This window comes from Simiduia sp. 21SJ11W-1 (assembly GCF_024138675.1).
Taxonomy (GTDB): domain Bacteria; phylum Pseudomonadota; class Gammaproteobacteria; order Pseudomonadales; family Cellvibrionaceae; genus Simiduia.
The window spans coordinates 770,099-793,708 of record NZ_CP090959.1 but is presented as its reverse complement, the minus strand read 5'-3'; the positions used below and the strand labels follow the sequence as shown (position 1 = coordinate 793,708).

The following is a 23,610-nucleotide window of genomic DNA, read 5'->3' as shown; positions in this document are numbered from 1 at the left end:
GCAATGATTTGAAGGCTATTGAATACTTTGGCTGGTGCAACATTGCCATGGCGCTGTGCCTTGCTGCGCTTTGGCTTGTGGCTCCCCAGTGGCTGCCCCATGAAGGCCGGGGCATCGGCTTTACGCTGGCCTTACAAGGGGTGGTATCCAGCGCCTTGATCTTCGCCAGCCAGCAGCGCCGGGCAGGCACTTTGCTGGGCACCAAAACCTTTCCCGCAACCCTTGTGGCCTACGGCCTGTTTCTATTGATGGCCTGGCGCTGGCTGAACCAAGCTTAGTCACAATCAGGTGACGCTTAGTGGGGCTAGTACCCAGGTAGTGGGGCTAGTACCTAGGCGGCCGCCTCGTCTGGCGAGGCCGGTGGGCAGCGAAAGCTTTGGGTCACCTGATCATCACACACAGATTCCAATACCACATCAAACCCCCACAAACGGTGCACGTGCTTGAGCACCTCCTCTGTAGAGCCGCCCATGGGTTTGCGCAGGTGTTGATAGTGGCGCAAGGTCAGCGAGCGATCGCCGCGCACATCCACGTTGTAAACCTGGATATTGGGTTCGCGGTTGCCCAGATTGTAGTTGCCCGCCAGCGCTTCGCGCACCGCTAAATAGCCCTGCTCGTCGTGAATGGCATCAACCACAATTTCTCTTTCCGCATCGTCGTCAACAATGGAAAATAATTTCAGCTCGCGAATGAGCTTGGGCGAAAGGTACTGCAAAATAAAACTTTCGTCTTTGAAGTTGCGCATGGCGAAATCCAGGGTTTCCTGCCAGGGCCTGCCCACCAAATCGGGGAACCACTTGCGATCTTCATCCGTTGGGTGTTCACACATGCGCCGGATATCACACATCATGTTAAAGCCCAAGGTGTAGGGGTTGATGCCAGAGTAGTAAGGGCTATCAAACGCTGGCTGGTAAATAACGCTTGTGTGGCTTTGTAGAAACTCCATCATAAAGCCGTCGGTCACTTTGCCCCGGTCGTATAAGGTATTGAGCAAGGTGTAATGCCAAAAAGTGGCCCAGCCTTCGTTCATTACCTGGGTTTGACGTTGCGGGTAAAAGTACTGCGCAATTTTGCGCACAATTCTAACCAGCTCCCGCTGCCAGGGCTCAAGCAGGGGCGCGTGCTTTTCAATAAAATATAAAATATTTTCCTGCGGCTCCTCGGGGAACCGCCGCTGCTGCTTGGCCGCCTTCTCCGCCTCCACCACGGGGATGGTGCGCCACAGGTCATTCACTTGCTGCTGTAAATGCTTGGCTCGCTCTTCCTGGCGCTGAATCTCTTCTACTGCAGAAATAGGATAGGGGCGCTTATAGCGATCCACGCCGTGATTCATAAGTGCATGGCACGAATCCAATATGCGCTCAACCTCATCTATGCCGTGGCGCGATTCACACTCGGCAATGTAATTTTTTGCAAACACCAGGTAGTCGATGATGGAATCTGCATCGGTCCAAGCCCGAAACAGGTAGTTGCCCTTAAAAAAGGAGTTATGGCCGTAGCAGGCGTGGGCAATAACCAACGCTTGCATGGTCATGGTGTTTTCTTCCATCAAATAGGCAATACAGGGGTTGGAATTGATTACAATTTCATAGGCCAAGCCCATTTGCCCGCGCTTGTAGGAGTTTTCAACATTCAAAAATTGCTTGCCGTAAGACCAGTGGTTATAGCCAATGGGCATACCCACAGAGGCGTATGCATCCATCATCTGCTCAGAGCTGATCACCTCAATTTGGTTGGGGTAGGTATCCAGGCCGTACTCTTTGGCAATCTCGGCAATGGCCTGGTCGTATTCCGAAATAAGCTCAAAGGTCCATTCGGAGCTGGTAGAAATAGGGCTATGCGTCATGGGATTTCTTCTGGAAAAGTTCACGGAACACGGGGTAGATGTCGGCCGCGGTTTTAATTTGTTGCATGGCAAAGCCATCGGGCTGGGAGTTTGCCACCTTGGCGTACTCTTCCCACAGCGCCTGATGTTGACGGGGCGTAATTTCGATGTAGGCAAAGTACTGGCTTTTGGGCAAAATTTTGCTCAACATTAAATCCCGGCACACGCTTGAATCGTCGTTCCAGTTATCGCCATCGCTGGCCTGGGCGCCATAGATATTCCACTCCTCTGGCGAGTAGCGATCTGCCACCACTTCATCCATCAGTTTTAATGCGCTGGATACAATAGTACCGCCGGTTTCTCGGCTGTAGAAAAAATCCTGTTCGTCTACTTCCTTGGCACTGGTGTGGTGGCGAATAAACACCACTTCGGTACGCTCGTAATTGCGCTGCAAAAACAAATACAACAAGATGAAAAAGCGCTTGGCCATGTCTTTGGTGTCTTGGGTCATGGAGCCCGAGACGTCCATCAAGCAAAACATCACCGCTTTGGATTTTGGGATGGGGTGCTTTACCAATAGATTGTACTTGATGTCAAAATCATCAAGCCAAGGCACCTTTTTCAAGCGCGCCTGCAGTTGTGTAATCTCATCTTCAAGCGCGGCAACCGCTTTGTGGTCACGCAGCACTTCATCTATCGCCATTAGCTCTGCAAGCTGGGCTTCGCATTCACGTAACCTGCGCCGCTTTTGGCCGCCCAGGGCAATACGTCTGGCATTGGCCGCACGCAGGCTGCGCACAACGTTTATGCGCCCGGGGTTGCCTTCATTGGCAACGCCTGCACGGTGAAATTTAAACTCTTCAGAGCCCGAGAGCTGGCGTTTAACCAAGTTCGGAAGCTCCAGATCATCAAACATGAAGTCTAAAAACTCTTCCTGTGTGATCTGGAAAACGAAGTCATCCATGCCTTCGCCCTGATCACTGGCACCCTCCCCTGCACCACCGCCACCACCACCGCCCTGGGGCCTGGGTATGCGGTCGCCTGCGGTGAACTCCTTATTACCTGGGTGCACGCGCTCGTTGCGCCCTCCCCGGCCGTGGTGAAATACGGGCTCACTGATATCGCGCGTAGGAATACTGATTTTTTCGCCCCGCTCCACATCGGTGATGGAGCGGTTATTAACCGCGTCAGATACCGCCTTTTTAATATGGTCGCGGTAACGGCGTAAAAAGCGTTGGCGATTAACAGTACTCTTGTTCTTACCGTTCAGGCGACGATCGACAACATAGCTCATTCGTGTACCTCGGTTTCGATCAATTTACTGCGACTTACGCACCCGCAAATACCAATCAGACAGCAACCGCACTTGCTTTTCCGTGTAACCTCGCTCGGTCATGCGGGCGACAAAATCCTGGTGTTTTTTCTTGTCGTCGGCAGACGCCTTAGCATTGAAAGAAATCACCGGCAGCAGATCTTCCGTGTTGGAGAACATTTTCTTCTCGATGACTGTGCGCAGCTTTTCATAGCTGTTCCACATAGGGTTCTTGCCCTGGTTATTGGCGCGTGCGCGCAAAACAAAGTTCACCACCTCGTTACGGAAATCTTTGGGGTTACTGATGCCTGCAGGTTTCTCGATTTTCTCGAGTTCTTCGTTCAGCGAAGCGCGATTCAGTATCTCGCCGGTTTCAGGGTCGCGGTATTCCTGATCCTGAATCCAGAAGTCCGCATAGAGAACATAGCGGTCAAAAATATTCTGCCCGTACTCTGTGTAAGATTCCAAATAAGCCGTTTGAATTTCTTTGCCGATAAACTCTACATAACGTGGCGCCAGGTACTCCTTGATGAAAGACAGGTAGCGCTCGCGCACCTCGGGTTGAAATTGCTCTTGCTCTATTCGCTGCTCCAGCACATACAACAAGTGCACGGGGTTGGCGGCTACTTCGGTTGGGTCGAAATTAAACACCTTGGAGAGAATTTTAAAGGCAAAGCGGGTAGACAAGCCGTTCATGCCTTCATCTACACCGGCACTATCGCGATACTCCTGCATGGATTTTGCTTTTGGATCTGTATCTTTCAGGTTTTCACCGTCGTAGATGCGCATTTTCGAAAACAGGTTGGAATTTTCAGGCTCCTTCAGGCGCGAAAGCACGGTGAACTTGGCCAGCATGTTAAGCGTATCGGGCGCGCAGGGGTAACCCTTGAGTGAGCTGTTTTCCAACAGCTTGTCATAAATTTTCACCTCTTCAGACACCCGCAAACAATAGGGCACCTTGACAATGTACACACGGTCGATAAAGGCTTCATTGTTTTTGTTGTTCTTAAACGTCTGCCACTCGGATTCATTTGAGTGCGCCAACACAACGCCTTCAAAGGGGATCGCACCCAGGCCTTCTGTGGAGTTGAAGTTGCCCTCTTGGGTTGCGGTAAGCAAGGGGTGCAACACTTTGATAGGGGCCTTGAACATCTCCACAAATTCCATCAAGCCCTGATTGGCCCGGCACAAGCCGCCGGAAAATGAATAGGCATCCGGGTCGTTTTGGGGAAACTCTTCGAGCTTTCGGATATCCACCTTGCCCACCAGCGAGGAGATATCCTGGTTGTTTTCATCACCGGGTTCGGTTTTGGTAATGGCAATCTGGTTCAGAATGGAGGGGTAGAGTTTGACCACCTTGAACTGGCTGATGTCGCCACGAAATTCCTGCAGCCGCTTGGAGGCCCATGGCGACATGATGGTTTTGATATAACGGCGGGGAATACCGTAATCTTCTTCAAGAATAGCGCCGTCTTCATCGGGGTTAAATAACCCCAGGGGCGACTCAAATACCGGCGAGCCTTTGATGCAATAAATGGGCTCTTGCTGCATGAGCGCTTTGAGTTTTTCGGCAAGGGAGGATTTACCGCCGCCCACCGGGCCCAGCAGGTAAAGAATTTGTTTTCGCTCTTCCAGCCCTTGGGCTGCGTGCTTAAAAAAGGAGACGATTTGTTCTATGGCTTCTTCCATGCCGTAGAACTCATCAAAGACCGGGTATCGCTTGATGATTTTGTTGGAGAAAATGCGACTCAGTCGCGAATCGCGGGAGGTATCAACCAGCTCCGGTTCACCGATGGCAGCTAGCATGCGCTCGGCGGCGGTGGCGTAGGCTCGAGGCTCTTGCTTGCACAAATCCAGATACTCCTGGATTGTCATTTCCTCTTGCTGGGTTGCTTCGTAACGGTCCTGGTAATGGCTGAAAATGCTCATCAAATCGCTCCTTTACCTTGAAAGCCGGAAAGCTTTTTTAACTGACTGTTTGAATTACGTTTTTAATCCTTTTACTGGTTCACCGGCAGCACTGCTGGCCCATGAAATAATTGGCGCTTGGTTTAAGCATAGTCGGTAATCTGGCGCGTTAGCAGACACATTCATTAATTATTTTCACACAGACCACTGCGCGATCAAATTGTTCAACCGTTGGTCAGGCGCTTGCGCATTTCACGCCAAAGTAACTCACAAACGACCTCTAAGGTCTTTGCCCAGCCCCTGCCCTTTGCGGTTACAATGGCGCTTTATTCAACGCATACAGGGACAGATCACATGACGGTATTGGTTACCGGGGGCGCCGGGTTTATCGGCAGCCACACCATCGTCGAACTGCAGCTGGCCGGCCACCAGGTGGTGGTTGTGGATAACCTCTGCAATAGTCAGGCCGAATCGCTCAAGCGGGTGCAGCAAATCACCGGCCAAGCGGTGGCGTTTTATCAAGCAGACATCTGCGATAAAGCCGCGCTGACCCGCATCTTCGGCGAGCACCAGATCCTGCAGGTGATTCACTTTGCAGGCCTTAAAGCCGTGGGTGAGTCGTCTCAAATTCCTTTGAGTTATTACCAGAACAACATTGCCGGCACGCTTACGCTGCTGGAGGTTATGGCCGCCCACGGTGTTTTTGACCTGGTGTTCAGCTCCTCTGCCACCGTGTATTCCCCCGAGGCCAAGGTGCCGCTCACCGAAAGCTCGCCGCTTGCTGCCATTAACCCCTATGGGCGCACCAAATTGATGCTTGAGCAGGTGCTGGCTGACCTGGCCGCCAGCGACAACCGCTGGCGCATCTGGCTGCTGCGCTACTTCAACCCCATTGGCGCACACCCCAGTGGCCTGATTGGCGAAGACCCGAACGGCATTCCCAACAATTTGGTGCCCTATGTGGCGCGCGTTGCCATCGGCCGCTTGCCAGAGCTGCCCGTGTTTGGCGACGACTACCCCACCCCGGATGGCACTGGCGTGCGCGATTACATCCACGTGGTGGATCTCGCCCGCGGCCACCTCAAGGCCATGGAAAACATGGGCTCGGGCTGCCAGGTAGTCAACCTTGGCACCGGCCAAGGCTACAGCGTAATGGATGTGGTAAAAGCCTATCGGGAAGTGAGTGGCGCTGAGATTAATGTCGCCATCAAGCCGCGCCGGGCGGGCGACCTGGCCACCTGTTACGCAGACCCAGCAAAGGCCGCCGAGTACATCGGTTGGCGGGCGGAGTTTGATTTGCGCACCATGGTAGAAGACAGCTGGCGCTGGACCGAGCAAAATCCAGCGGGTTACGGCAGCTAGCCTGCCTTGCAGCTCACCTGAAAGCGCGCCTGATCCTCCAAACGCAGGAGGGTCAGGCAGCCACCCCAGACACAACCCGTGTCGAGCGCGAAGATATCGGGCTCGCTCACCGCGCCTTCCAGTGCCGCCCAATGGCCGAAAATAATCCTGTGGCCACGGCTCTTGCGATTTTCCAGCGCGTACCAGGGCGCAAAGCCCAGGTTTACGCCCATGGGGGCCGATTTATTGGTGATATCCAATTCGCCATCGGGGGCGCAAAAGCGCATGCGGGTGAAATAGTTAGTAATGACTCGCAAACGCTTCATGCCGCGCAAGCCTTTGCGCCAACCGGCGGGCGTGTTGCCATACATGGCTTTCAAAAAGCGCCGGTAATCGCCGCTTTGCAACACCTGCTCCACCTCGCGGGCACGCTTTAGCGCCTTTTTGATACCCCACTGCGGCGGAATGCCGGCGTGCACCATGGTGTAACCCAGGGCTTTGTCTTGGTGAATCAACGGCAGGCCACGCAGCCATTGCACAATGTCGGCAAGCTCTGGCGCTGCCAGTAAATCCTCTAGCGTGTCGCCCTTTGAGGGCGGCTTCACGCCCTCGGCCACTGCCAAAAAGTGCAGGTCGTGGTTGCCGAGCACCGGCACCACCGCATCACCCAGGCTCCTTAAAAAACGGATAACCGCCAGGGAATCCGGCCCGCGGTTAACCAGATCGCCGGCCACCCAGAGGGTGTCTTGTGCGGGGTTGAAGTTCACCTCAGCCAGCAGGCGCTGCAGGGGTTCAAAGCAGCCCTGAATATCGCCCACGGCATAGGTGGCCATTAATGCAGGGCTCCGGGCATGGCCAAGGCAAACAGGGGGATGGGCGCCTCGAACTGGCGGCCGTCGTCGGTGCGGAAGCGGTAGCTGCCCTCCATGGTGCCGGTGGGGGTTTTTAGAATCGCACCGGAGCTGTAGGTGAACTCACCACCGGGCAACAGGCGCGGCTGCTCGCCAATTACGCCGTCGCCGCGCACTTCTTCAAGCTGGTTGTTGCCGTCCAGAATTTTCCAATGCCGGCTCATCAGCTTGGCGGGCTCGGCCCCGGCGTTTTTAATCTTGATAGTGTAGGCAAACACAAAGCGCCGGGCCTTGGGGTCTGACTGGTCGGGCAGATACAGGCTCTTTACCTGGATGCGGATGTCGTCTTTGGCCACTAGGCTACTCCCGCCTCGCGCAAGGCCAGCAAATGGTTTGCCAGGCCCACAAACTCGGCAACCGAGATAGTTTCCGGCCGGCGGCTGGTATCAAAATCCAGCTGCTCTATGGCCTCAACGCTCATCAGCTGCTTTAAGGTGTTGCGCAGGGTTTTGCGACGCTGGGAGAAAGCCGCGGTAACCAACTCTTGCAGCACCTTGTGGTCATGCACCGCCACCTCGGGCTCGGCGCGGGGGGTGAGCCGCACAATGGCGGAATCCACCTTGGGCGCGGGCGAGAAACACTGCGGGCCCACATCGAACAAATACTCCACCCGGCACCAATACTGCACCATGATCGAGAGCCGCCCATAGGCCTTGGAGCCGGGCTCCGCCCCCATGCGCTGCACCACTTCTTTTTGCAGCATAAAGTGCATGTCTTGCACTTGGCCTACAAAGCTCAACAGGTGAAAGATCAAGGGCGTGGAAATGTTGTAGGGCAGGTTGCCCACAATGCGCAGCGGCCGGTTGCCAGCCAAGGCGCCAAAATCCACCTTAAGGGCATCGTTGGCGATCACCTCGAAATCGGGGTATTGCTCAAACTTTACCTTAAGCCAGGGGATCAGATCGCGGTCTAGTTCCACCACCTTCAGGTGCGGGCAGTCGGCAATCAGCAGCTCGGTTATGGCGCCCTTGCCGGGGCCGATTTCCACCACTTGCTCCTCGGGCCTGGCGCCCACCGCGCGCGCAATGCGCCCGATAATGCCCTGATCAATTAAAAAGTTTTGGCCAAAACGCTTGCGCGCCTTGTGATAGAAATCGGTCACGGTGTTGTCCTGATTAATGTTGTGCAGCACCCGTGTGTGCACGGGTTGCCATGCGGGTAGCATAGTCGATGGCCGTCAGCAGGCTGCCGGCGTGGGCCTGGCCCGTGCCCGCCAGATCGAGTGCGGTGCCATGATCTACCGAGGTGCGGATATAGGGCAAGCCAAGGGTCACGTTTACCGCTTCGCCAAAGCCCTGGTACTTCAATACCGGCAGGCCTTGGTCGTGGTACATGGCCAGCACTGCATCGGCCTGCTCCAGGTACTTGGGCTGAAACAGGGTATCGGCGGGCAGCGGGCCCAGCAGCGCATGGCCGTGGCTGCGCCAGCGCGCGAGCACCGGGGTAATGATGTCTATTTCTTCACGGCCCAGGTGGCCACCTTCGCCGGCATGGGGGTTCAGGCCGCACACCAGTACGCGGGGCTTTTTGATGCCAAAGTGGTGGGTTAGGTCGTGCAGTAAAATGCCAATTACCTGATCCAGCAGCGCGGGCGTAATGGCATCGGCCACGTCGCGCAGTGGCAGGTGGGTGGTGGCCAGCGCCACGCGCAAGGACCCTGTGGCCAGCATCATCACCACCGGGGTTTTGGCCTTCTGGGCCAGGTATTCCGTATGGCCGGTAAACTGGATACCCGCCTCGTTAATGACGCTTTTTTGCACGGGCCCGGTAATCAACCCCTGGGCCTTACCTGAGGTGCACATCTCGATGGCGGCATCCAGGGTATTGAGCACATAGCGGCCATTGGCGGCGTTGAGCGTACCTGCCGTTACCGGGGCTTGCAGGGGCTGGGCGCACACTGCAATGTGGCCTGCCTCGCACACGGGCCGGGCCGCATCGAAAGGGTGCAGGGTGAGGGGTAAATTCAAGGTACTTGCGCGCGCCTGGAGCAGCGCCGGGTCGGCCACCGCCACCCAGTGGGCGGCGCGGGCCTGCTGGGCCGCCTGAATCAGCACATCCGGCCCGATGCCCGCGGGTTCACCGGGCGTAATGGCAAAGGTGAGCGGCACCTTAGAGTTTGAGTTCAACGTAGGCTTCGTCACGAATCTCTTGCAGCCACACTTGCAGCTCTTCTTCAAAACGGCGGCTGCGCAGCAAATTGGCGGCCTGATTTTTGATCATGGTGTCGCTCATGTCTTGCTGACGGCGCTCCAACACCTGCATCAGGTGCCAGCCGAACTGGCTGCGAAAGGGCTGGCTCATTTCGCCGGGCTTGAGCTGCGCCATGGTTTCTTCAAAGGCGGGCACAAACTGGCCGGGGTTGGCCCAACCCAAGTCGCCCCCTTGCAGGGCCGAGCCCAGGTCTTCGGAGTGCTCTTTGGCAAGTTCTGCAAAGTCGGCACCGGCCAAGATCTTCTCGCGCAGTTCTGTGAGCTTGTCGAAGGCCTCGGTGTCGTTAACCACTTCATTGGTTTTCACCAGAATATGGCGCGCCTTGGTTTGCTCAATTAACACTTCACCGCCACCGCGCTGGTTGTGCAGTTTAATCAAGTGAAAACCGGCGCCGCTGCGGAAGGGTTCGGTAACATCGCCCACTTTCAGGTTGGCTACGTTGTCGGCAAACAGCGTGGGCAGCTGGGCCACCTTGCGCCAACCTAGATCACCGCCCTCAAGGGCATTTTGGCCGGCCGAGTTCGCCACCGCCAGGCGACGGAAATCGGCACCGGCCAACGCCTCTTCGCGCAGCGCGTGGGCTTTGGCTTCAAGCTCGGCTATTTGCGCCTCGGAGCTACCTGAGGGCACGGCAATCAGAATATGGCCCAGCTGGTATTCGGGCGAGGTCCAGAATTTGCCTTCGGTGGAATTGAGGAAGTTTTCAATTTCAGATTCCGTAACCTGAATGCGGCGGTTCACGCTGCCTTGCTGCACCTGACGCACCAGCATTTCACGGCGCAGGTCTTCGCGCAGTTCCGCCAGGCTCAGGCCTTCGGCGGCCAACTCGCGGGCAAACTCTGCTTCACTCAGGTTGTTCGAGGCGCGAATGCGCTGAATCATTTGGTCGAGCTCTTCAGGCGGCACTTTGGCGCCGGCACGCTTGGCCATTTGCAGCTGGATTTGCTCGTTCACCAGGTGATCCAGCACCTGGGCTTTCAGCACGTCTTCGGGCGGGAGCTCGGTGTTGGAGGCACGCAACTTGGCCACAATGCCACGCAGCTTGGCATTGAGTTCACTCTCCATCACCACGCCTTCATCAACCACCGCCACTACGCGATCGAGGGTTTGCACTTCGGCGTGCGCCCAACCAGCCAAGGTAGAAAGCGCCAGCATTAACGTTACACATTTTTTATTAAAAGACTTCATTTGCTTACCGTTAGGGTTCGTATTGCGGGCGTTGATCAAAGCCGATAATGCCTTCTGTCAACAATTCGTCGAGTCGACGCCCCAAGCTACCCAGCCCTTTGAGCTGGAATTCGATATAGATACCACGATCTAACTCAAGGCTCGAGGGCCCCAGTGTTTGGATATCCCGGCTGTCTGTCCAGCGCCTGCCCACCACGCGCACGCGATAACAACAACTGTTGTACTCAACGCCTGCAAAGGTATCAATTTCGCGCCCCAGCGCGTGATCGTAGAAGCTGCGCGCCATCAGGTTCCATTGATCTGACAGCGGGTAGACAATGCCAATATCTGTTTGATCGATATTGTTGTTAAAAAGTTCACCGGTTTCTTGATCTGTCGCCAGGCCCTTGCGCTGGTAGCGGTAGCCCAGGTTAACCACGTAGCCGGCCGGATCCACATAGCGCAGGCTGGTTGTGCCCTGGGAGGGTTTGTAGTTTTCCTGGGAGTAGGCGATATCCAGGTTGAAGCGCCAGTGCTCGCCAATGTGCGCGGCCAGCTGGCCCGCAATTTCCGAGCGCGGCGCCTCATCGGCCACGCCGCTGAGTGTGACATTGCGATTGGCGGCGTAAAAAATCTGCCCAAGGCTTGCGCGAAAGCGTTCAATGCCGCTGCTGGCCTCAATGAAGCGGGTGGTTAAGCCCACGGAGGTCTGGTTGGCATCGTCTATGCGGTCGCCGCCGTTAAAGCGCGACTCGCGAAACAGCTGGTTGTAGCTGAAGGTGGTTTCGGTGGTATCAAATTGCACCGAGCGGTTGCGATCGGTTACACGGTATAGATCGCTGTGATCCTGCTCTGGGCTGTTGAAATAAAACACCCGCGGCTCGAAGGTTTGAATGTAGCCGTGCTCAAACAGGCTGCCTTCGCGCTCGAAAAACAGGCCCGCATCAATGCTTGCCTGGGCGCCGGTAATGCCGGGAGTGGCATTGGCATCGGCGCGCAGGGTAGTTTCATCCAGCGCGTATTGCAGGTGCTTAACCATTACCGCCGGGCGCAAAAAGCCCCAGATGGTTTCAGCCCGCCACCCCAGCCGGTAGTCGGTGCGGAGCCTGTCACCCACAATGCGGATGTCGTCGGGGTTGTCGTCGGTTTGATCCCAGTAGGTATCGCTGTGAGCGAACTGGGTGTAATCGTGATTGAGCGCAAGCTCCCAATCGCCCCACTGGTACTGGCCGTTGGCAGTGAGCTGCGGCAACTTGCGGTAGGGTTCAACGCCAATCAGGCTCACGCTTTGGTAGGCTTCAAGGTTCAGGCCCAGGCGCCAATCGGGCAGCTGGTAGTGCAGGCTGCCGGCCTGACGCAAGTGGGTACGCGAGCTGGTTTCGATGCTGCCGGTGTCGAGGTCGCGCAGGTAATCCACATCGCTCACCTGGGTGTAATCAATCACCGTGCTCCAATCCCGGCCGCGCCCGCCGCGCTGTTGCAGGTGCGCCAACCAGCGGTCTTGGCCCTTGTAGGGGGTCACATCGGCTTGCGAAATTTCACCGGCATCAGCTTTTTCTTGCAGCTTATCGTTCTCGCCGCCCTTGTCGTCGGCAAGGTAAGCACCCCCAATGGCGGTTTCAAACAGCGACGACAAATGCCGGCCCTCGGCCTCAATACCCAGGCCCCGGTGCTGCATCCAGCGCGGCGTTAAGGTGAGGTCGTAATTGGGCGCCAGGTTTAAGTAGAGCGGCTGGGCGTACTCAAAGCCGTTGCGACTGTCGGAGGCGATAGTGGGAAATAGCAAACCCGTCATGCGCTTATCGGTGGCGGGAAAGCGGAAATAAGGCGCGTAAAACACCGGCACATCGGCCAGCTCCAGGCGCATGTGGCGCGCCTTGCCTTGGCCTGTGGCGGTGTCTATTTCAATTTCGGCACCGCGCACAAGCCAGGTGTTATCTTCTGGCGAGCACATGGTAAAGCTGCCGTCTTCAAGCTGGTACAGGTTTTCGCCAATGCCCCGGCCCTGCTGCTGGGCAAGCGTGGTTGCCTTGCCGCGCATATGGGCCTCGTGCAGCACAAACTGGGTGTTTTCAAGCACCGCACTGCCACGGCCTTCATCGAGCATCAACCGATCGGCAAAAACCACCAGCCCCGGCTCGCGCACCACTACGTGGCCTTCAATTTCAGCGGTTTGATTGGCTTGATCGTACACGGCGCGATCGGCGCTGAGCGACCGGTAGCCTTGTATGACCTCTACATTGCCGGTCAGCTCGGCTTTCGATTCCTGCAGCCAACGGCTGTCGTCAGCGGCAGCCCGCACCGGTGCCTGCTCGGGCTTGAGGCCAGCCTCGGCATCGGTGCGCATGGGCGCCACATAGGCACCGTCACAGCCGGCGCGGCAACTGGCCTGGGCATCGGTCAGCTCGGCTTTGGGCACCCAATCAAGCGCTGCCCGCCCCTGGGCGTGCACCTGGCGGCTGCCGGCAAACATGTCGCCATCGGCGCCGGCCTGGTAGGGGGAATCGTCGGCGTTGGCCTGCTGGGCCAGCAGCACAGTCGCACAGAGCCCTAGGCGTACGGCCAAGCTGAGTGGTTGTTGGGGGAATGGGAACGTCAAGGTTGAGCCTTTATCGATATACTGCTTCTGCCGCCTACCCTTGGCCGGGCGACAAACCAAGCCGTGGATTCTACTGCAAAGCCACCGTCAATTGGAAAGAAAAGCCGCTGTAACTCACCGCTTGGGCACAACTAATACTTTAACCGGCGCGCCGAATCTGGAATCATGTGCCCTTTTTTCGAGTTGGAACCCCTTTTGACCTCAGTGACAGCATTACAACAATGGGTGCATACAACCCTGGCAGATAAGGGCTGGCTGCCCAGCGGCCCACTCCAACTCGCGCCCCTGCCCAGCGATGCGGGCTTTCGGCGCTACTTTCGCCTGAACACCGATGCCCACCTGCTCGCCGTGGTGGCCCCGCCCACCACGGAAAAAAACGAGACCTTCGTGTTCATCGCCAAGCTGCTGCGCGAGCAGGGCATTCACGCGCCGGAAGTGTTCGCCACCGATTACGAACAGGGGTTTTTGCTGGTTGAAGATTTGGGCGGCCAACTGCTGCTCGACAGCCTGGAGCCAGACACCGCCCACTGCCTGTATGGCGAGGTGATCACCGACCTGCTGCGCATCCAGCAAATCCCCACCGCGGCGCTGGAGCTGCCCGCATACGACCAACCCTTGCTGCGCCTGGAAATGAGCCTGTTCGAAGACTGGTTTGCCACCAGGCTCCTGGGCCACACGCTTACCCCGGCCGAGCAAAACCTGCTGCACACCACCTTCGCGCACCTAGAGGCACTGGCCGCGGCGCAACCGCAGGTGTTAGTCCACCGCGATTTCCACTCCAGAAACCTGATTGTGCGCGACGGCTTGGCCCCCGGCGTAGTGGATTTCCAGGACGGCGTGGTAGGCCCCATCACCTATGACTTGGTGTCTTTACTGCGCGATTGCTATATCCGCTGGCCCACCGATCAGGTAGAGCGCTGGGCACTGGCCTACGGCAACATGGCCGTGGAAGTGGGCCTGATGCGCCCGGTAACCCGTGAGACCTTTTTGCGCTGGTTCGACTGGATGGGCCTGCAGCGCCACATCAAGGTACTGGGTATCTTCGCACGGCTGCACTTGCGCGACGGCAAAGACGGCTACTTGCAAAACCTGCCGCTGGTGCTGCGCTACACGCTGGAAGTGGCAGAGGCCTACCCGGAGCTCTTGCCCTTTGCCGACTGGCTGCGCGAAACGCTGCTGCCGCTGGCCAAACAACAGCACTGGTACAGCGATTACCGCAGCGCCGGCAACGCCAAGGCCCGCGCCCAGTGAAAGCCTTCGTCTTTGCTGCCGGCAAGGGCGAGCGCATGCGGCCACTCACCGATCACACACCCAAACCACTACTAACGGTCAACGGCAAAGCCCTGATCGATTACCACCTGGAAAAGCTGGCCGCTGCCGGATTTTCCCAGGCCATGATCAATCTTTCCTATTTGGGTGACCAGATTCGCAACCACTGCGGCAACGGCGGGCGCTATGGCCTCAGGCTCCACTATTCCGATGAAGGCCCGGAGCCGCTGGAAACCGGCGGCGCGCTCAACCAGTGCCTAGACTGGCTGGCGGGTGATGCCTTCGCAATGATCTCAACCGATGCCTACACAGACCTGCCCTACAACCTGCTTGCCCAATCACTGCAAAGCTTGCAGGCGCGCGGCCTTTGCGCCGAGCTTGTGCTAGCGGCCAACCCACCGCACAACCCCGATGGCGACTTTGGCCTGGCCCAAGGGCTGATCAACACATTACCCCCCCGCTACACCTACACAGGCCTTGGCACTGCGCGCTTTGACTTCATCAATGATTACCCCGGCCGCCAAGCCCGCTTCCCCATCAGAGACGCCCTGCAACACTGGCAGCGCCTGCACAAACTGGGCGGTTTTGTACACCGGGGCCTGTGGCAGGATGTGGGCACGCCCGAGCGGTTGGCGGCCCTGCAAGGTCCTTGACAAATTTGGCGGCCGCTCAGGAACAGGTATGGCTGTACGACACCAAACTCGCCGACGCCAAAGTTGCCATTGCCGAGCAACAGGCCGACTTTATCAGCAGCGCCCATGCGCACTACCAAAAGGCACTGGCGCTGGAAACCCATAGCCCCGTGGCGCTGCGAGGGCTGGGCTTGTTGCACCTGGATCAACAAGAGCCGGCACAGGCCAAGGAATTTTTTACCCAATACCTGCAACTCAATGACATAAAAGACCGCCGTTACATCGAAAGCCTTGTCAAAAAAATCTAACCCTAAAAGGACATTAAGATGAAAAAACTAGGACTCCTCACACTGCTGTGCTTTCTGGCCACAGCCTGCGCCCAGCACACCACCGTGCGCCAGCACCAGAGCTACGCCGATATCGCCAAGGACATTCACACCGTAGTGGTGCTGCCGCCCGAGGTGAACATCGAGCTGGTCACCTTCGATGGCGACAATGAAGAGCTGATTGACGATCAACTGATGATCAAAGAGGCCATCACCGCGCACGCCCACAAGCGCTTGACCGAAGAAGGCCTGTCCGTAGTGGAGTTTGATATCGAAGCAGCCATCGCCAGTGATGAAGAATTTGCCTACAACGTGACCCAATGCAAAGAGGCGTGGGAAGCGGCCAAAACCGAGCTGTACACCACAGGCCTAGTGAGCGAAGACAAGAAGAGCACCTTTCAATCCACCCTCGGCCCCGTGGTAAACGCCATAGCCGAGCGTACCGGCGCTGAGGCGGTACTGTTGATGGAATACACCGGCGCGAAAAAATCCGTCGGCATGATTGCGAAAGATGTAGGCACCAGCATTTTGGTGAGCGTTCTGACTGCCGGCGCCGTTGTGCCCGTTCAGAATACTTAAGGAGCCAGCATTGATGTTGCCCTGGTAGAAACCACCGAAGGCCGCGTGATCTGGGCCAACCGCAAGGCACTGCCGGCGGTGAACAGCAGCCTGGCAGAGATTGCGCTGGGTGAGCTACCCGATGTTGATTGGGAGAGCGAAGTACTAGCCAAAGCAGAAGCCGCCGCCAAAGCGCAAGCCGCAGCCCTGGCCGACGCCACACCCGCCCCAGGCGACTCGGCACCCGCCAACCCCATCGCTGAGGGCGAACTACCGCCTGAGGCCAAGGCCCTCCAGCAGCCTTGATAGCCACAGTAAAACCCGCCTAATCAGGCGGGTTTTGTATCACCTGGGCATTATCAACCTTCACGCCTTTTGCATGGCGATCCAGAAATCCGCGCACGCGTTTACTAAGGCGCACCAAATCCGGCTCGTAACGTGGCAGCGACAGTTGCTGGAAGCCCTCGCGCCCGGCGCGTTTGGCGGCGGTGTGGCGTGCCTTGGCGGCCGCTAGCAATGCGGGCTGGTCAACGGCAATCACATCCAGCACAGGCAATTGCGCCGAGGCCATGGCGAGAACGTCACCCGCCTCTGTGCCCAGGTTGTGACGGGCATCAACCAACACCAAGGCGCGAAAGCCCTCAGACCCCATGCCCGCAAATAGCCGGGCCGCGCGCACCGCACCGCCACCTTCGGCCAACAACGCCAAATTAAATTGGCCCTGGCCACGCAGGTGCTCAATGGCTTGCGCCAGGCGCTGATCAACCCGTGTTTGCGCGGGTATTTTTGGCACCTCGGGCGTGGGCGTTGGGGCCGGCTGCTCTTGTGCCATGCTTGCCACATCAGCCACGTCGCCTGTGGCATCGTTAAACACTTCTTCTGTTTCAGGGCGTGCTTCGCCGTCGCCTTCAGCGGGCGATACCGCCGCCTCGTCAGGCGCAGGCGGGAGGTCGCGCTCGGGTATGGCCGCGGGATCTGCCGGGGGCAAGGTCACCACCATTGTGGTCCAGCCTTGCTCGGGCAAGCTCAGGCGCAGCGCCTGGATACGCTCGGGCCAGGTGGGGTTGCGGTCTTGATCTTGCACCAACAGCACAGCACCGGAGGGGTTGGCGCTGATTGCTGCGTGATACAAACCCAACACCCGCTCGCCGCCGATATCAAACCAAACAACCTGATCGCTCGGCACTGCCTGCGCCAGCAACGCCATGTCGCGCGCCTCGCGGCTGGCATAAAGCGGCGGCTCGGGCGTGGGTTCCGGCTCCGCGGCAGCTGTTGGTGCTAGCGCCGCGTCTACCTCATCGGGCGCCGCGGCATTCTCATCAGCAGCCTGCCCGTGCGCCAGCCCAACAAGACACAACCAGCCAAAAATAACCCACCGATGTTTACGCACGCGCCCCCCTTCATCACCCATTCAATAGCTTTAGTCTAGCCGCCCCCTCTTGGGCCTGCGCTATGGAGTGCGTACAATAGCCGACCAATTTGCTTGTGAGTGAGCCCATGACCAACTTTCTGATTGCCCCTTCGATTTTATCTGCCGATCTGGCCCGCCTGGGCGACGATGTAGCCAAGGTACTGGCCGACGGTGCCGATGTGGTGCACTTTGATGTAATGGACAACCACTATGTGCCGAACCTCACCTTCGGCCCCATGGTGTGCAAGGCGCTGCGCAATTACGGCATTACCGCACCCATCGATGTACACCTGATGGTAGAGCCGGTAGACGATTTAATCAGCCAGTTTGCCGATGCCGGTGCCACCTACATTACCTTCCACCCGGAGGCCTCCAAACACGTAGATCGCTCGCTGCAATTAATTATTGATAAAGGCTGCAAGCCAGGCCTGGTATTGAACCCTGCCACGCCGGTAGACATCGTAAAGCCGGTACTGCACAAACTCGACATGCTGTTGCTGATGTCGGTGAACCCGGGCTTTGGCGGGCAGAAATTTATTGCGCAAACGCTCGACAAGCTGCGTGAGGCAAGAGCGCTCATCGACAACTCGGGCCATGACATCCGCCTTGAGATAGACGGCGGCGTTACCCCTGCCAATATCGCAGAAATTGCCCGCGCCGGTGCCGACACCTTTGTGGCCGGTTCTGCCATTTTCGGCGCGCAATCTTACAAATCTGCAATTGATGCAATGCGCGAGGCCCTGGCCGATTGCTAAGCAGAAAAGGTTAACCCGCGGGCGCACGCCTTCAGCCACTTGAAGTGGCAGGCGTATATACAACCCCTAAAATTCATAAGGCACCGATGAGCACCCTTGAACAACTTTTCAATGGCAAGCCGCCACAGCTTGTGTTGTTTGATCTAGACGGCACACTCATAGACTCGGTGCCGGACATCGCCACAGCCACAGACACCATGCTGAAATCCTTAGGCCAACCCGAAGCCGGAGTAGCCCGGGTACGCAATTGGGTAGGCAACGGCGCAGCCACACTGGTTGCCCGTGCACTGGAACACGCAGGCCTTGAACAAAGCATGCACGCGCAAGCAATGACCTTGTGGCGCGCGGCATACACCCTGTGCTGCACGCGCAACACCTCCCTTTACCCTGGCGCCAAGGAATTTCTGGCATTCCTGCAACAGTCAAACATTTCCATGGCGCTGGTTACCAATAAGCCCGTGCAGTTTGCCCGCCCGATTGTTGAGCATCTGGGCATTGCCCACTATTTTGATTCAATGTTCGGTGGCGAGTGTGTGGCCAATAAAAAGCCCGCGCCCGATATGCTTTTGGAAGCCATGAAAGAGGCCAACATTGGCGCTGCCCACACGCTCATGGTGGGTGATTCTGCCGCCGATATTGGCGCTGCGCGTGCAGCCCAGGTGCCGGTAGCAGCGGTGAGTTACGGTTACGACAGGGGCGCGCCTGTTGCCACACTCAACCCGGATGCGCTGGTGGATGATTTGCGAAAATTATTTCAATAACAGCTGCTACGGGTATTGATTAGATGCGGCGGCCTTTGGGGCCGCCGATAGCAATCAAGCCCCTACAATACGCCAAGCAAATGCCAACTAGTCCTGAACCGGTTCAGGGCTTTTCATCACCCAGTCGTCCCAGAGGTTCCACCGGTGCTGGGCACCTTCCGGGCGCTGGCCGCGAATCCAGTAGTTGGTAAGCTTTTCGATGGTGCCATCGTTGCGGCGGATTTCCAGCCACTGGCGCATGAACAACACGAAGTCCAGGTCATTGGTTGCCACAGGCATTGCCATAGGCACTGGTGGCAAGGTGGGTTGCGGCACAACCACCCCGTATTCGGGGTATAAGAGTGTCCAGGCAGAAGCGCCGGCGGCGCCGAAAATAATGGCATCGAGTTCCGGCTTTTCACCCCGCACAAAGCTGCGCGGCGAGGCAATTTCTTCAACCTGCCAGTTGGGCAGCGCGTTGCGCAATGAGCTGGTTAGGTAGTAGGCATTGGGCACGCCCAAATGCCAGCGCTGGTTACTGCCAATTTCCTGCCACTCGCGCAGCTCTGTGCGCTTGTCTTTACGCACCAGCAGCGCAAGATTTTCATTAAAGTGTGGCGCGGCCAATGTGTAGCGGGCGATAGCGGCAGGCGACATGGCAACACCGGCGGCCATATCCAGGTAGCGGGCATCTAACAGCTGTTTTACCTCGCGGCGGTACACACGCACAAACTCAACCCGCACACCCAAATCGCGCGCCAGCTGGTGCCACAGCTCTACATCCAGCCCCACAAGTTGGCCCTGCTTATTGTGAAACGCATAGGGCAGCCAGTCGCGATAATAGCCAACGCGTAACGTGCCGCGTTTTGCAATGCGATCTAGCGTATTGCCGTAAGGCTCTTGGGCGCGCTGCTCTGGCACTTGCATCAAGTTGCGCGAAGGGGCGGCAGGCAGCAGCAGCTCGCGGGCGATAAACTCATCGTAGGCGGTGTACTCGTTGCCCACGGCTTTATAAAGGTAGCGCAGCGAATAAGACATGGCGGTAATCACCACCAGGCCCACTACCGCAAAGCGCACCACCGCAAAGGTGTGCCAGCGCCACTTTCTGTCTGCGCCGGTGGCCACGAGAATTGCCATCACCACCACAAACATCACCGAGGTCATCGCGCCCAGCCTGTTGGAAATGATGTTTTCAGTAATCAAAAATAACTCGAACACCTCGGCCGGAATTTTGTGGGCATGCAATAGCGCGGGCACGGCAGCCAGGCTTGAGCCAAATAAATTAACCACCCCGCTTACCAAAAGCTCGGGGTAATCTACCAACGCAATGGGCTCGCCACTGAACCAGCCGGCAAACAACACAAACAATAACGCCATTAACTTGCCTGCAACCGGCAGCGAAAAAGAGGCAGGCACTACCACCTCCACCAGATTGGATTGCGGCGAATTGGTTTCGTAAGAGCGCAAGAAAAGTTTGCGGGTGTTTTCGGCAATGATGGGGAGCACAATAAACAGGTTGCCGGTGGCAAAAGCGGTAATGAGCGCATCTTTGCTGACATCCAGCACTTCGCTGTAGCGAAACTTGGTAAGGGTTTTCACAAGCATCGGGAACACCCAGAAGGTGAGCACCACGCATAGCAACGTGAGCGTTACCAGGTACACATACAGCCCCTTGAGCGCGTCTACATTCAGGGTGCCGGCGGCACTTGCCGTAATGGCAAACACACCGAGCGGTGCGGTTTTCATCACCAGTGCAGCCATTTCACCAATGGCCTCTTGCAGGGCATTTACCACTTTCAAAAATTCATCTTTTTGGCCCAACCGCAATAAGGCCACCCCAAGCAACAACGCAAAAACCACTACGGCGGGAATGGCGCCGGTGCCGAGAGCGTGAAAAATGTTCGAGGGTAAAAAACTGCCGATAAAATCGAAGCGCTGGGCGGGCTCAAGCAGCGCCGGGCTGAAGTAAGACGCAGATTCCCACTGCGGAAAAGACAGGCTCGCAATGGCAATCAATACCAGCGTTACCCCCCAAAGCAGCGCCAGCACAATGGCCCCGAAGCGCGCCAGCGCCTGGGCCTGGTTGCGCCTGAGCGCGCCCACCGCCGACACCAAAGACACCAGAATGTAGGGCAACACCGTCATTTGCAGCAGGCCCAGGAAGATTTCGCCAATGATGTCGAGGCTTGTCATACGCGCGCCAAAACATAGCCCCGCTACCAATCCAGCCAGCAAACCTGCAACAATTTTGCTTGAAAGCGACATTTACGAGTCTTCCCATCCAAATCAAGGTGTACGCAATTATCGGCCAAAGCCCTCGCTAATGGTATGCGTGAACCGGCATATTTACCGTGTTTGGGCCACAGGTAGGCAAGGCCTGTGCTTTTCAGTACACTAGCGCCCCACAAAATAACCCGAAATCCGGAGCACCCTGTGCCGTTGGACAAGTTGTTGGAACATTCCCGCCGGGCCCGCAGCCTGCGATGGCGTGGCTGATTATCCCTTCAGCCCACGGGTGTGCCCGCGCACGCCTGTACCAACGATTGCTTACACAAACGCTCATCAGGATCGCCCATGACCCCGGAACTTTTTGCCCAACTTTGCCTGCAAGGCTATAACCGCATCCCGCTCACGCGCGAATTGCTGGCCGATTTAGACACCCCCCTCTCAAGCTACCTGAAATTTGCCAAAGGCCCCTATTCCTACCTGCTGGAATCGGTACAGGGCGGCGAAAAGTGGGGCCGCTATTCCATTATCGGCCTGCCGGCACGCCAGGTGCTGCGCGTGCACGGCGACCAGATTCAGGTAGAGCTTGATGGCGAAGTTGTAGAAGCGCACAGCTCGGCCGATCCGCTCGACTTTGTAGACGAATTCAAAGGCCGCTTTCGCGCCCCGGAGCTTGAGGGCTTGCCGCGCTTTAACGGCGGCCTGGTGGGCTACTTTGGCTACGATTGCGTGCGCTATGTAGAGCCCAAGCTCAAGGCCAGCCAACCCCAGGATGTGATTGGCACACCCGATATTTTGCTGATGGTGTCTGATGAGTTGCTGGTATTCGACAATCTGGCCGGCAAGCTCATTTTAATTGTGCACGCCGATGCCGACACCAGTGATGCCTACCAACAAGCCCAAAGTCGGCTGGATGCGCTGGAACAAAAGCTCGCCGAGGCCGCACCGGCCACGGCACCCATGCGCTTGAAGGGCGAAGCCGCGCGCGAGGCCGAGTTCACCTCAAGCTTTGGCGAGGCCAACTTCCACAGCGCCGTTCAAAAAATCAAAGATTACGTGCTCGCAGGCGATACCATGCAGGTGGTGGTTTCCCAGCGGTTGTCGATTCCCTTCGATGCCGAGCCACTGAACCTCTACCGTGCGCTGCGCTGCCTGAACCCCTCGCCCTACATGTACTTTTTGGATTTGGGTGACCATCAGGTGGTGGGCTCAAGCCCTGAAATTCTTGCACGCTTTGAGCACGGCGAAGTAACCGTGCGGCCCATTGCCGGCACCCGCCGCCGCGGCCACACCGAAGCGGAAGACCGCGCGCTTGAACAAGATCTGGTTAACGATCCGAAAGAAATTGCCGAGCACTTGATGCTCATCGACCTTGGCCGCAACGATGTAGGCCGCGTGGCCGAAACCGGCACCGTCAAACTCACCGATAAAATGGTGGTAGAGCGCTACAGCCACGTGATGCACATCACCAGCAACGTTACCGGCAAAGTAAAACCCAACCTCACCGCCATGGACGTACTGCGCGCCGCCCTGCCCGCAGGCACCCTGTCTGGCGCACCGAAAATTCGCGCCATGGAAATTATCGACGAGCTCGAAAACGAAAAGCGCGGCATTTATGGCGGTGCCATCGGCTACCTGGCATGGAACGGCGCCATGGATACCGCCATTGCCATTCGCACTGCAGTGATTAAAAACGGCACCCTCTACATTCAGGCCGGCGCCGGTGTAGTGGCCGATTCACAACCGGCACTTGAGTGGAAAGAAACCATGAACAAGGCCCGCGCCATGTTCCGCGCCGTTGATATGGTTTTATGAGGTAAGGAGAAAACAATGCTTTTGATGATCGACAATTACGACTCCTTTACCTACAACGTGGTGCAATACCTGGCCGAGCTCAAGGCCGAGGTAAAAGTTGTACGCAATGACGAAATTACCGTTGCAGATATCGACCAACTGGCACCCGAGCGACTGGTGATCTCGCCCGGCCCCTGCACGCCCAACGAAGCGGGCATTTCCGTAGACGCTATTCGCACCTACGCAGGCAAGTTGCCGGTTCTCGGTATCTGCCTGGGGCACCAGTCCATCGGCCAGGTATTTGGTGGGCAGGTGGTGCGCGCACGGGAAGTGATGCACGGCAAAACCTCGCCCATTTATCACAACAACACCGGCGTATTTAAAGGTTTGAAAAACCCGCTGGTATGCACCCGCTATCACTCGCTGGTAATCGACAAAGACAGCCTGCCCGAGTGTTTGGAAATCACCGCCTGGACCCAACACCAAGACGGACGCATGGATGAAATCATGGGCGTGCGCCACAAAACCTTAAACGTGGAAGGCGTGCAATTTCACCCTGAATCAATTTTATCAGAGCAAGGCCACGAGCTGCTCGATAACTTTTTGCAATCGCAAGGAGGCTAGT

General features: G+C 57.2%; 22 protein-coding genes. 11 read left to right on the top strand and 11 right to left on the bottom strand.

The window, feature by feature from the left end; genetic code table 11:
- The first annotated feature begins 8 nt into the window (after positions 1–8).
- Positions 9–278 (top strand): hypothetical protein, encoded by a 270-nt coding sequence (locus L1F30_RS03495; protein ID WP_253359444.1) that lies wholly within the window; start codon positions 9–11, stop codon positions 276–278.
- Positions 279–331: 53 nt separating this feature from the next.
- Here the strand turns inward: L1F30_RS03495 and L1F30_RS03490 are convergent, their stop codons facing one another.
- From L1F30_RS03490 to L1F30_RS03480, 3 genes are read right to left on the bottom strand one after another with little or no spacing between them, the layout of a single operon-like run.
- Positions 332–1,846 carry a SpoVR family protein gene (locus L1F30_RS03490; protein WP_253359442.1) on the bottom strand — a complete coding sequence of 505 codons (1,515 nt, stop codon included), beginning with the start codon at positions 1,844–1,846 and terminating at the stop codon, positions 332–334.
- Complete coding sequence (locus L1F30_RS03485; protein ID WP_253359440.1) at positions 1,836–3,119, bottom strand: YeaH/YhbH family protein; 1,284 nt, start codon at positions 3,117–3,119, stop codon at positions 1,836–1,838. The genes L1F30_RS03490 and L1F30_RS03485 overlap by 11 nt, the downstream gene beginning before the upstream one ends.
- 24 nt (positions 3,120–3,143) lie before the next feature.
- The gene (locus L1F30_RS03480) at positions 3,144–5,066 is read right to left on the bottom strand and encodes a PrkA family serine protein kinase (protein WP_253359433.1); all 1,923 of its coding nucleotides are present in this window, start codon (positions 5,064–5,066) and stop codon (positions 3,144–3,146) included.
- Between the two features lie 333 nt (positions 5,067–5,399).
- Here L1F30_RS03480 and galE point away from each other — a divergent pair, with 333 nt between their 5' ends.
- Positions 5,400–6,407, top strand: coding sequence for a UDP-glucose 4-epimerase GalE (galE, locus tag L1F30_RS03475; protein WP_253359431.1), 1,008 nt, complete (start codon positions 5,400–5,402; stop codon positions 6,405–6,407).
- On the opposite strand, the gene L1F30_RS03470 is transcribed toward galE, so the two are convergent.
- From L1F30_RS03470 to L1F30_RS03445, 6 genes are read right to left on the bottom strand one after another with little or no spacing between them, the layout of a single operon-like run.
- On the bottom strand, positions 6,404–7,219 hold the full coding sequence (locus L1F30_RS03470; protein WP_253359429.1) for a symmetrical bis(5'-nucleosyl)-tetraphosphatase: 816 nt from the start codon (positions 7,217–7,219) through the stop codon (positions 6,404–6,406). The two genes, galE and L1F30_RS03470, sit on opposite strands and share 4 nt — an antisense overlap.
- The gene (apaG, locus tag L1F30_RS03465) at positions 7,219–7,593 is read right to left on the bottom strand and encodes a Co2+/Mg2+ efflux protein ApaG (protein ID WP_253359427.1); all 375 of its coding nucleotides are present in this window, start codon (positions 7,591–7,593) and stop codon (positions 7,219–7,221) included. The genes L1F30_RS03470 and apaG overlap by 1 nt, the downstream gene beginning before the upstream one ends.
- Positions 7,593–8,399 (bottom strand): 16S rRNA (adenine(1518)-N(6)/adenine(1519)-N(6))-dimethyltransferase RsmA, encoded by an 807-nt coding sequence (gene rsmA, locus L1F30_RS03460; protein WP_253359425.1) that lies wholly within the window; start codon positions 8,397–8,399, stop codon positions 7,593–7,595. Before rsmA ends, apaG begins: the two co-directional genes overlap by 1 nt.
- 13 nt (positions 8,400–8,412) lie before the next feature.
- Positions 8,413–9,438, bottom strand: coding sequence for a 4-hydroxythreonine-4-phosphate dehydrogenase PdxA (gene pdxA, locus L1F30_RS03455; protein ID WP_371922646.1), 1,026 nt, complete (start codon positions 9,436–9,438; stop codon positions 8,413–8,415).
- Positions 9,407–10,696 carry a peptidylprolyl isomerase gene (locus L1F30_RS03450; protein ID WP_253359423.1) on the bottom strand — a complete coding sequence of 430 codons (1,290 nt, stop codon included), beginning with the start codon at positions 10,694–10,696 and terminating at the stop codon, positions 9,407–9,409. The genes pdxA and L1F30_RS03450 overlap by 32 nt, the downstream gene beginning before the upstream one ends.
- A 10-nt stretch (positions 10,697–10,706) precedes the next feature.
- Positions 10,707–13,274, bottom strand: a complete 2,568-nt coding sequence (locus L1F30_RS03445; protein ID WP_253359421.1) for an LPS-assembly protein LptD — start codon at positions 13,272–13,274, stop codon at positions 10,707–10,709.
- A 204-nt stretch (positions 13,275–13,478) separates the two neighbouring features.
- On the opposite strand from L1F30_RS03445, the gene L1F30_RS03440 reads away from it, so the two are divergent.
- The 5 genes from L1F30_RS03440 to L1F30_RS03420 are packed head-to-tail and all read left to right on the top strand — an operon-like array spanning position 13,479 to position 16,365.
- Positions 13,479–14,525, top strand: coding sequence for an aminoglycoside phosphotransferase family protein (locus L1F30_RS03440; protein WP_253361728.1), 1,047 nt, complete (start codon positions 13,479–13,481; stop codon positions 14,523–14,525).
- Positions 14,522–15,196, top strand: a complete 675-nt coding sequence (locus tag L1F30_RS03435) for a nucleotidyltransferase family protein (RefSeq protein ID WP_253359419.1) — start codon at positions 14,522–14,524, stop codon at positions 15,194–15,196. The genes L1F30_RS03440 and L1F30_RS03435 overlap by 4 nt, the downstream gene beginning before the upstream one ends.
- Positions 15,193–15,483, top strand: coding sequence for a hypothetical protein (locus tag L1F30_RS03430; RefSeq protein ID WP_253359417.1), 291 nt, complete (start codon positions 15,193–15,195; stop codon positions 15,481–15,483). The genes L1F30_RS03435 and L1F30_RS03430 overlap by 4 nt, the downstream gene beginning before the upstream one ends.
- An 18-nt stretch (positions 15,484–15,501) precedes the next feature.
- Positions 15,502–16,080, top strand: coding sequence for a hypothetical protein (locus L1F30_RS03425; RefSeq protein ID WP_253359416.1), 579 nt, complete (start codon positions 15,502–15,504; stop codon positions 16,078–16,080).
- A gap of 45 nt (positions 16,081–16,125) precedes the next feature.
- Positions 16,126–16,365 (top strand): hypothetical protein, encoded by a 240-nt coding sequence (locus L1F30_RS03420; RefSeq protein WP_253359414.1) that lies wholly within the window; start codon positions 16,126–16,128, stop codon positions 16,363–16,365.
- Between the two features lie 19 nt (positions 16,366–16,384).
- On the opposite strand, the gene L1F30_RS03415 is transcribed toward L1F30_RS03420, so the two are convergent.
- A complete protein-coding gene (locus L1F30_RS03415; RefSeq protein WP_253359413.1) occupies positions 16,385–17,449 on the bottom strand; it encodes a DUF3530 family protein in 1,065 nt (354 codons plus the stop codon).
- Positions 17,450–17,556: 107 nt separating this feature from the next.
- On the opposite strand from L1F30_RS03415, the gene rpe reads away from it, so the two are divergent.
- Together rpe and L1F30_RS03405 are read left to right on the top strand one after the other, a co-directional pair.
- Complete coding sequence (gene rpe / locus L1F30_RS03410; RefSeq protein ID WP_253359411.1) at positions 17,557–18,225, top strand: ribulose-phosphate 3-epimerase; 669 nt, start codon at positions 17,557–17,559, stop codon at positions 18,223–18,225.
- Between the two features lie 86 nt (positions 18,226–18,311).
- On the top strand, positions 18,312–18,986 hold the full coding sequence (locus tag L1F30_RS03405; protein WP_253359409.1) for a phosphoglycolate phosphatase: 675 nt from the start codon (positions 18,312–18,314) through the stop codon (positions 18,984–18,986).
- Between the two features lie 87 nt (positions 18,987–19,073).
- On the opposite strand, the gene L1F30_RS03400 is transcribed toward L1F30_RS03405, so the two are convergent.
- Positions 19,074–21,230 (bottom strand): cation:dicarboxylate symporter family transporter, encoded by a 2,157-nt coding sequence (locus L1F30_RS03400; protein ID WP_253359401.1) that lies wholly within the window; start codon positions 21,228–21,230, stop codon positions 19,074–19,076.
- Positions 21,231–21,539: 309 nt separating this feature from the next.
- On the opposite strand from L1F30_RS03400, the gene trpE reads away from it, so the two are divergent.
- Both trpE and L1F30_RS03390 read left to right on the top strand, forming a co-directional pair.
- Complete coding sequence (trpE, locus tag L1F30_RS03395) at positions 21,540–23,006, top strand: anthranilate synthase component I (RefSeq protein ID WP_253359399.1); 1,467 nt, start codon at positions 21,540–21,542, stop codon at positions 23,004–23,006.
- A gap of 15 nt (positions 23,007–23,021) precedes the next feature.
- A complete protein-coding gene (locus L1F30_RS03390) occupies positions 23,022–23,609 on the top strand; it encodes an aminodeoxychorismate synthase component II (protein WP_253359397.1) in 588 nt (195 codons plus the stop codon).
- Position 23,610 lies beyond the last annotated feature (1 nt).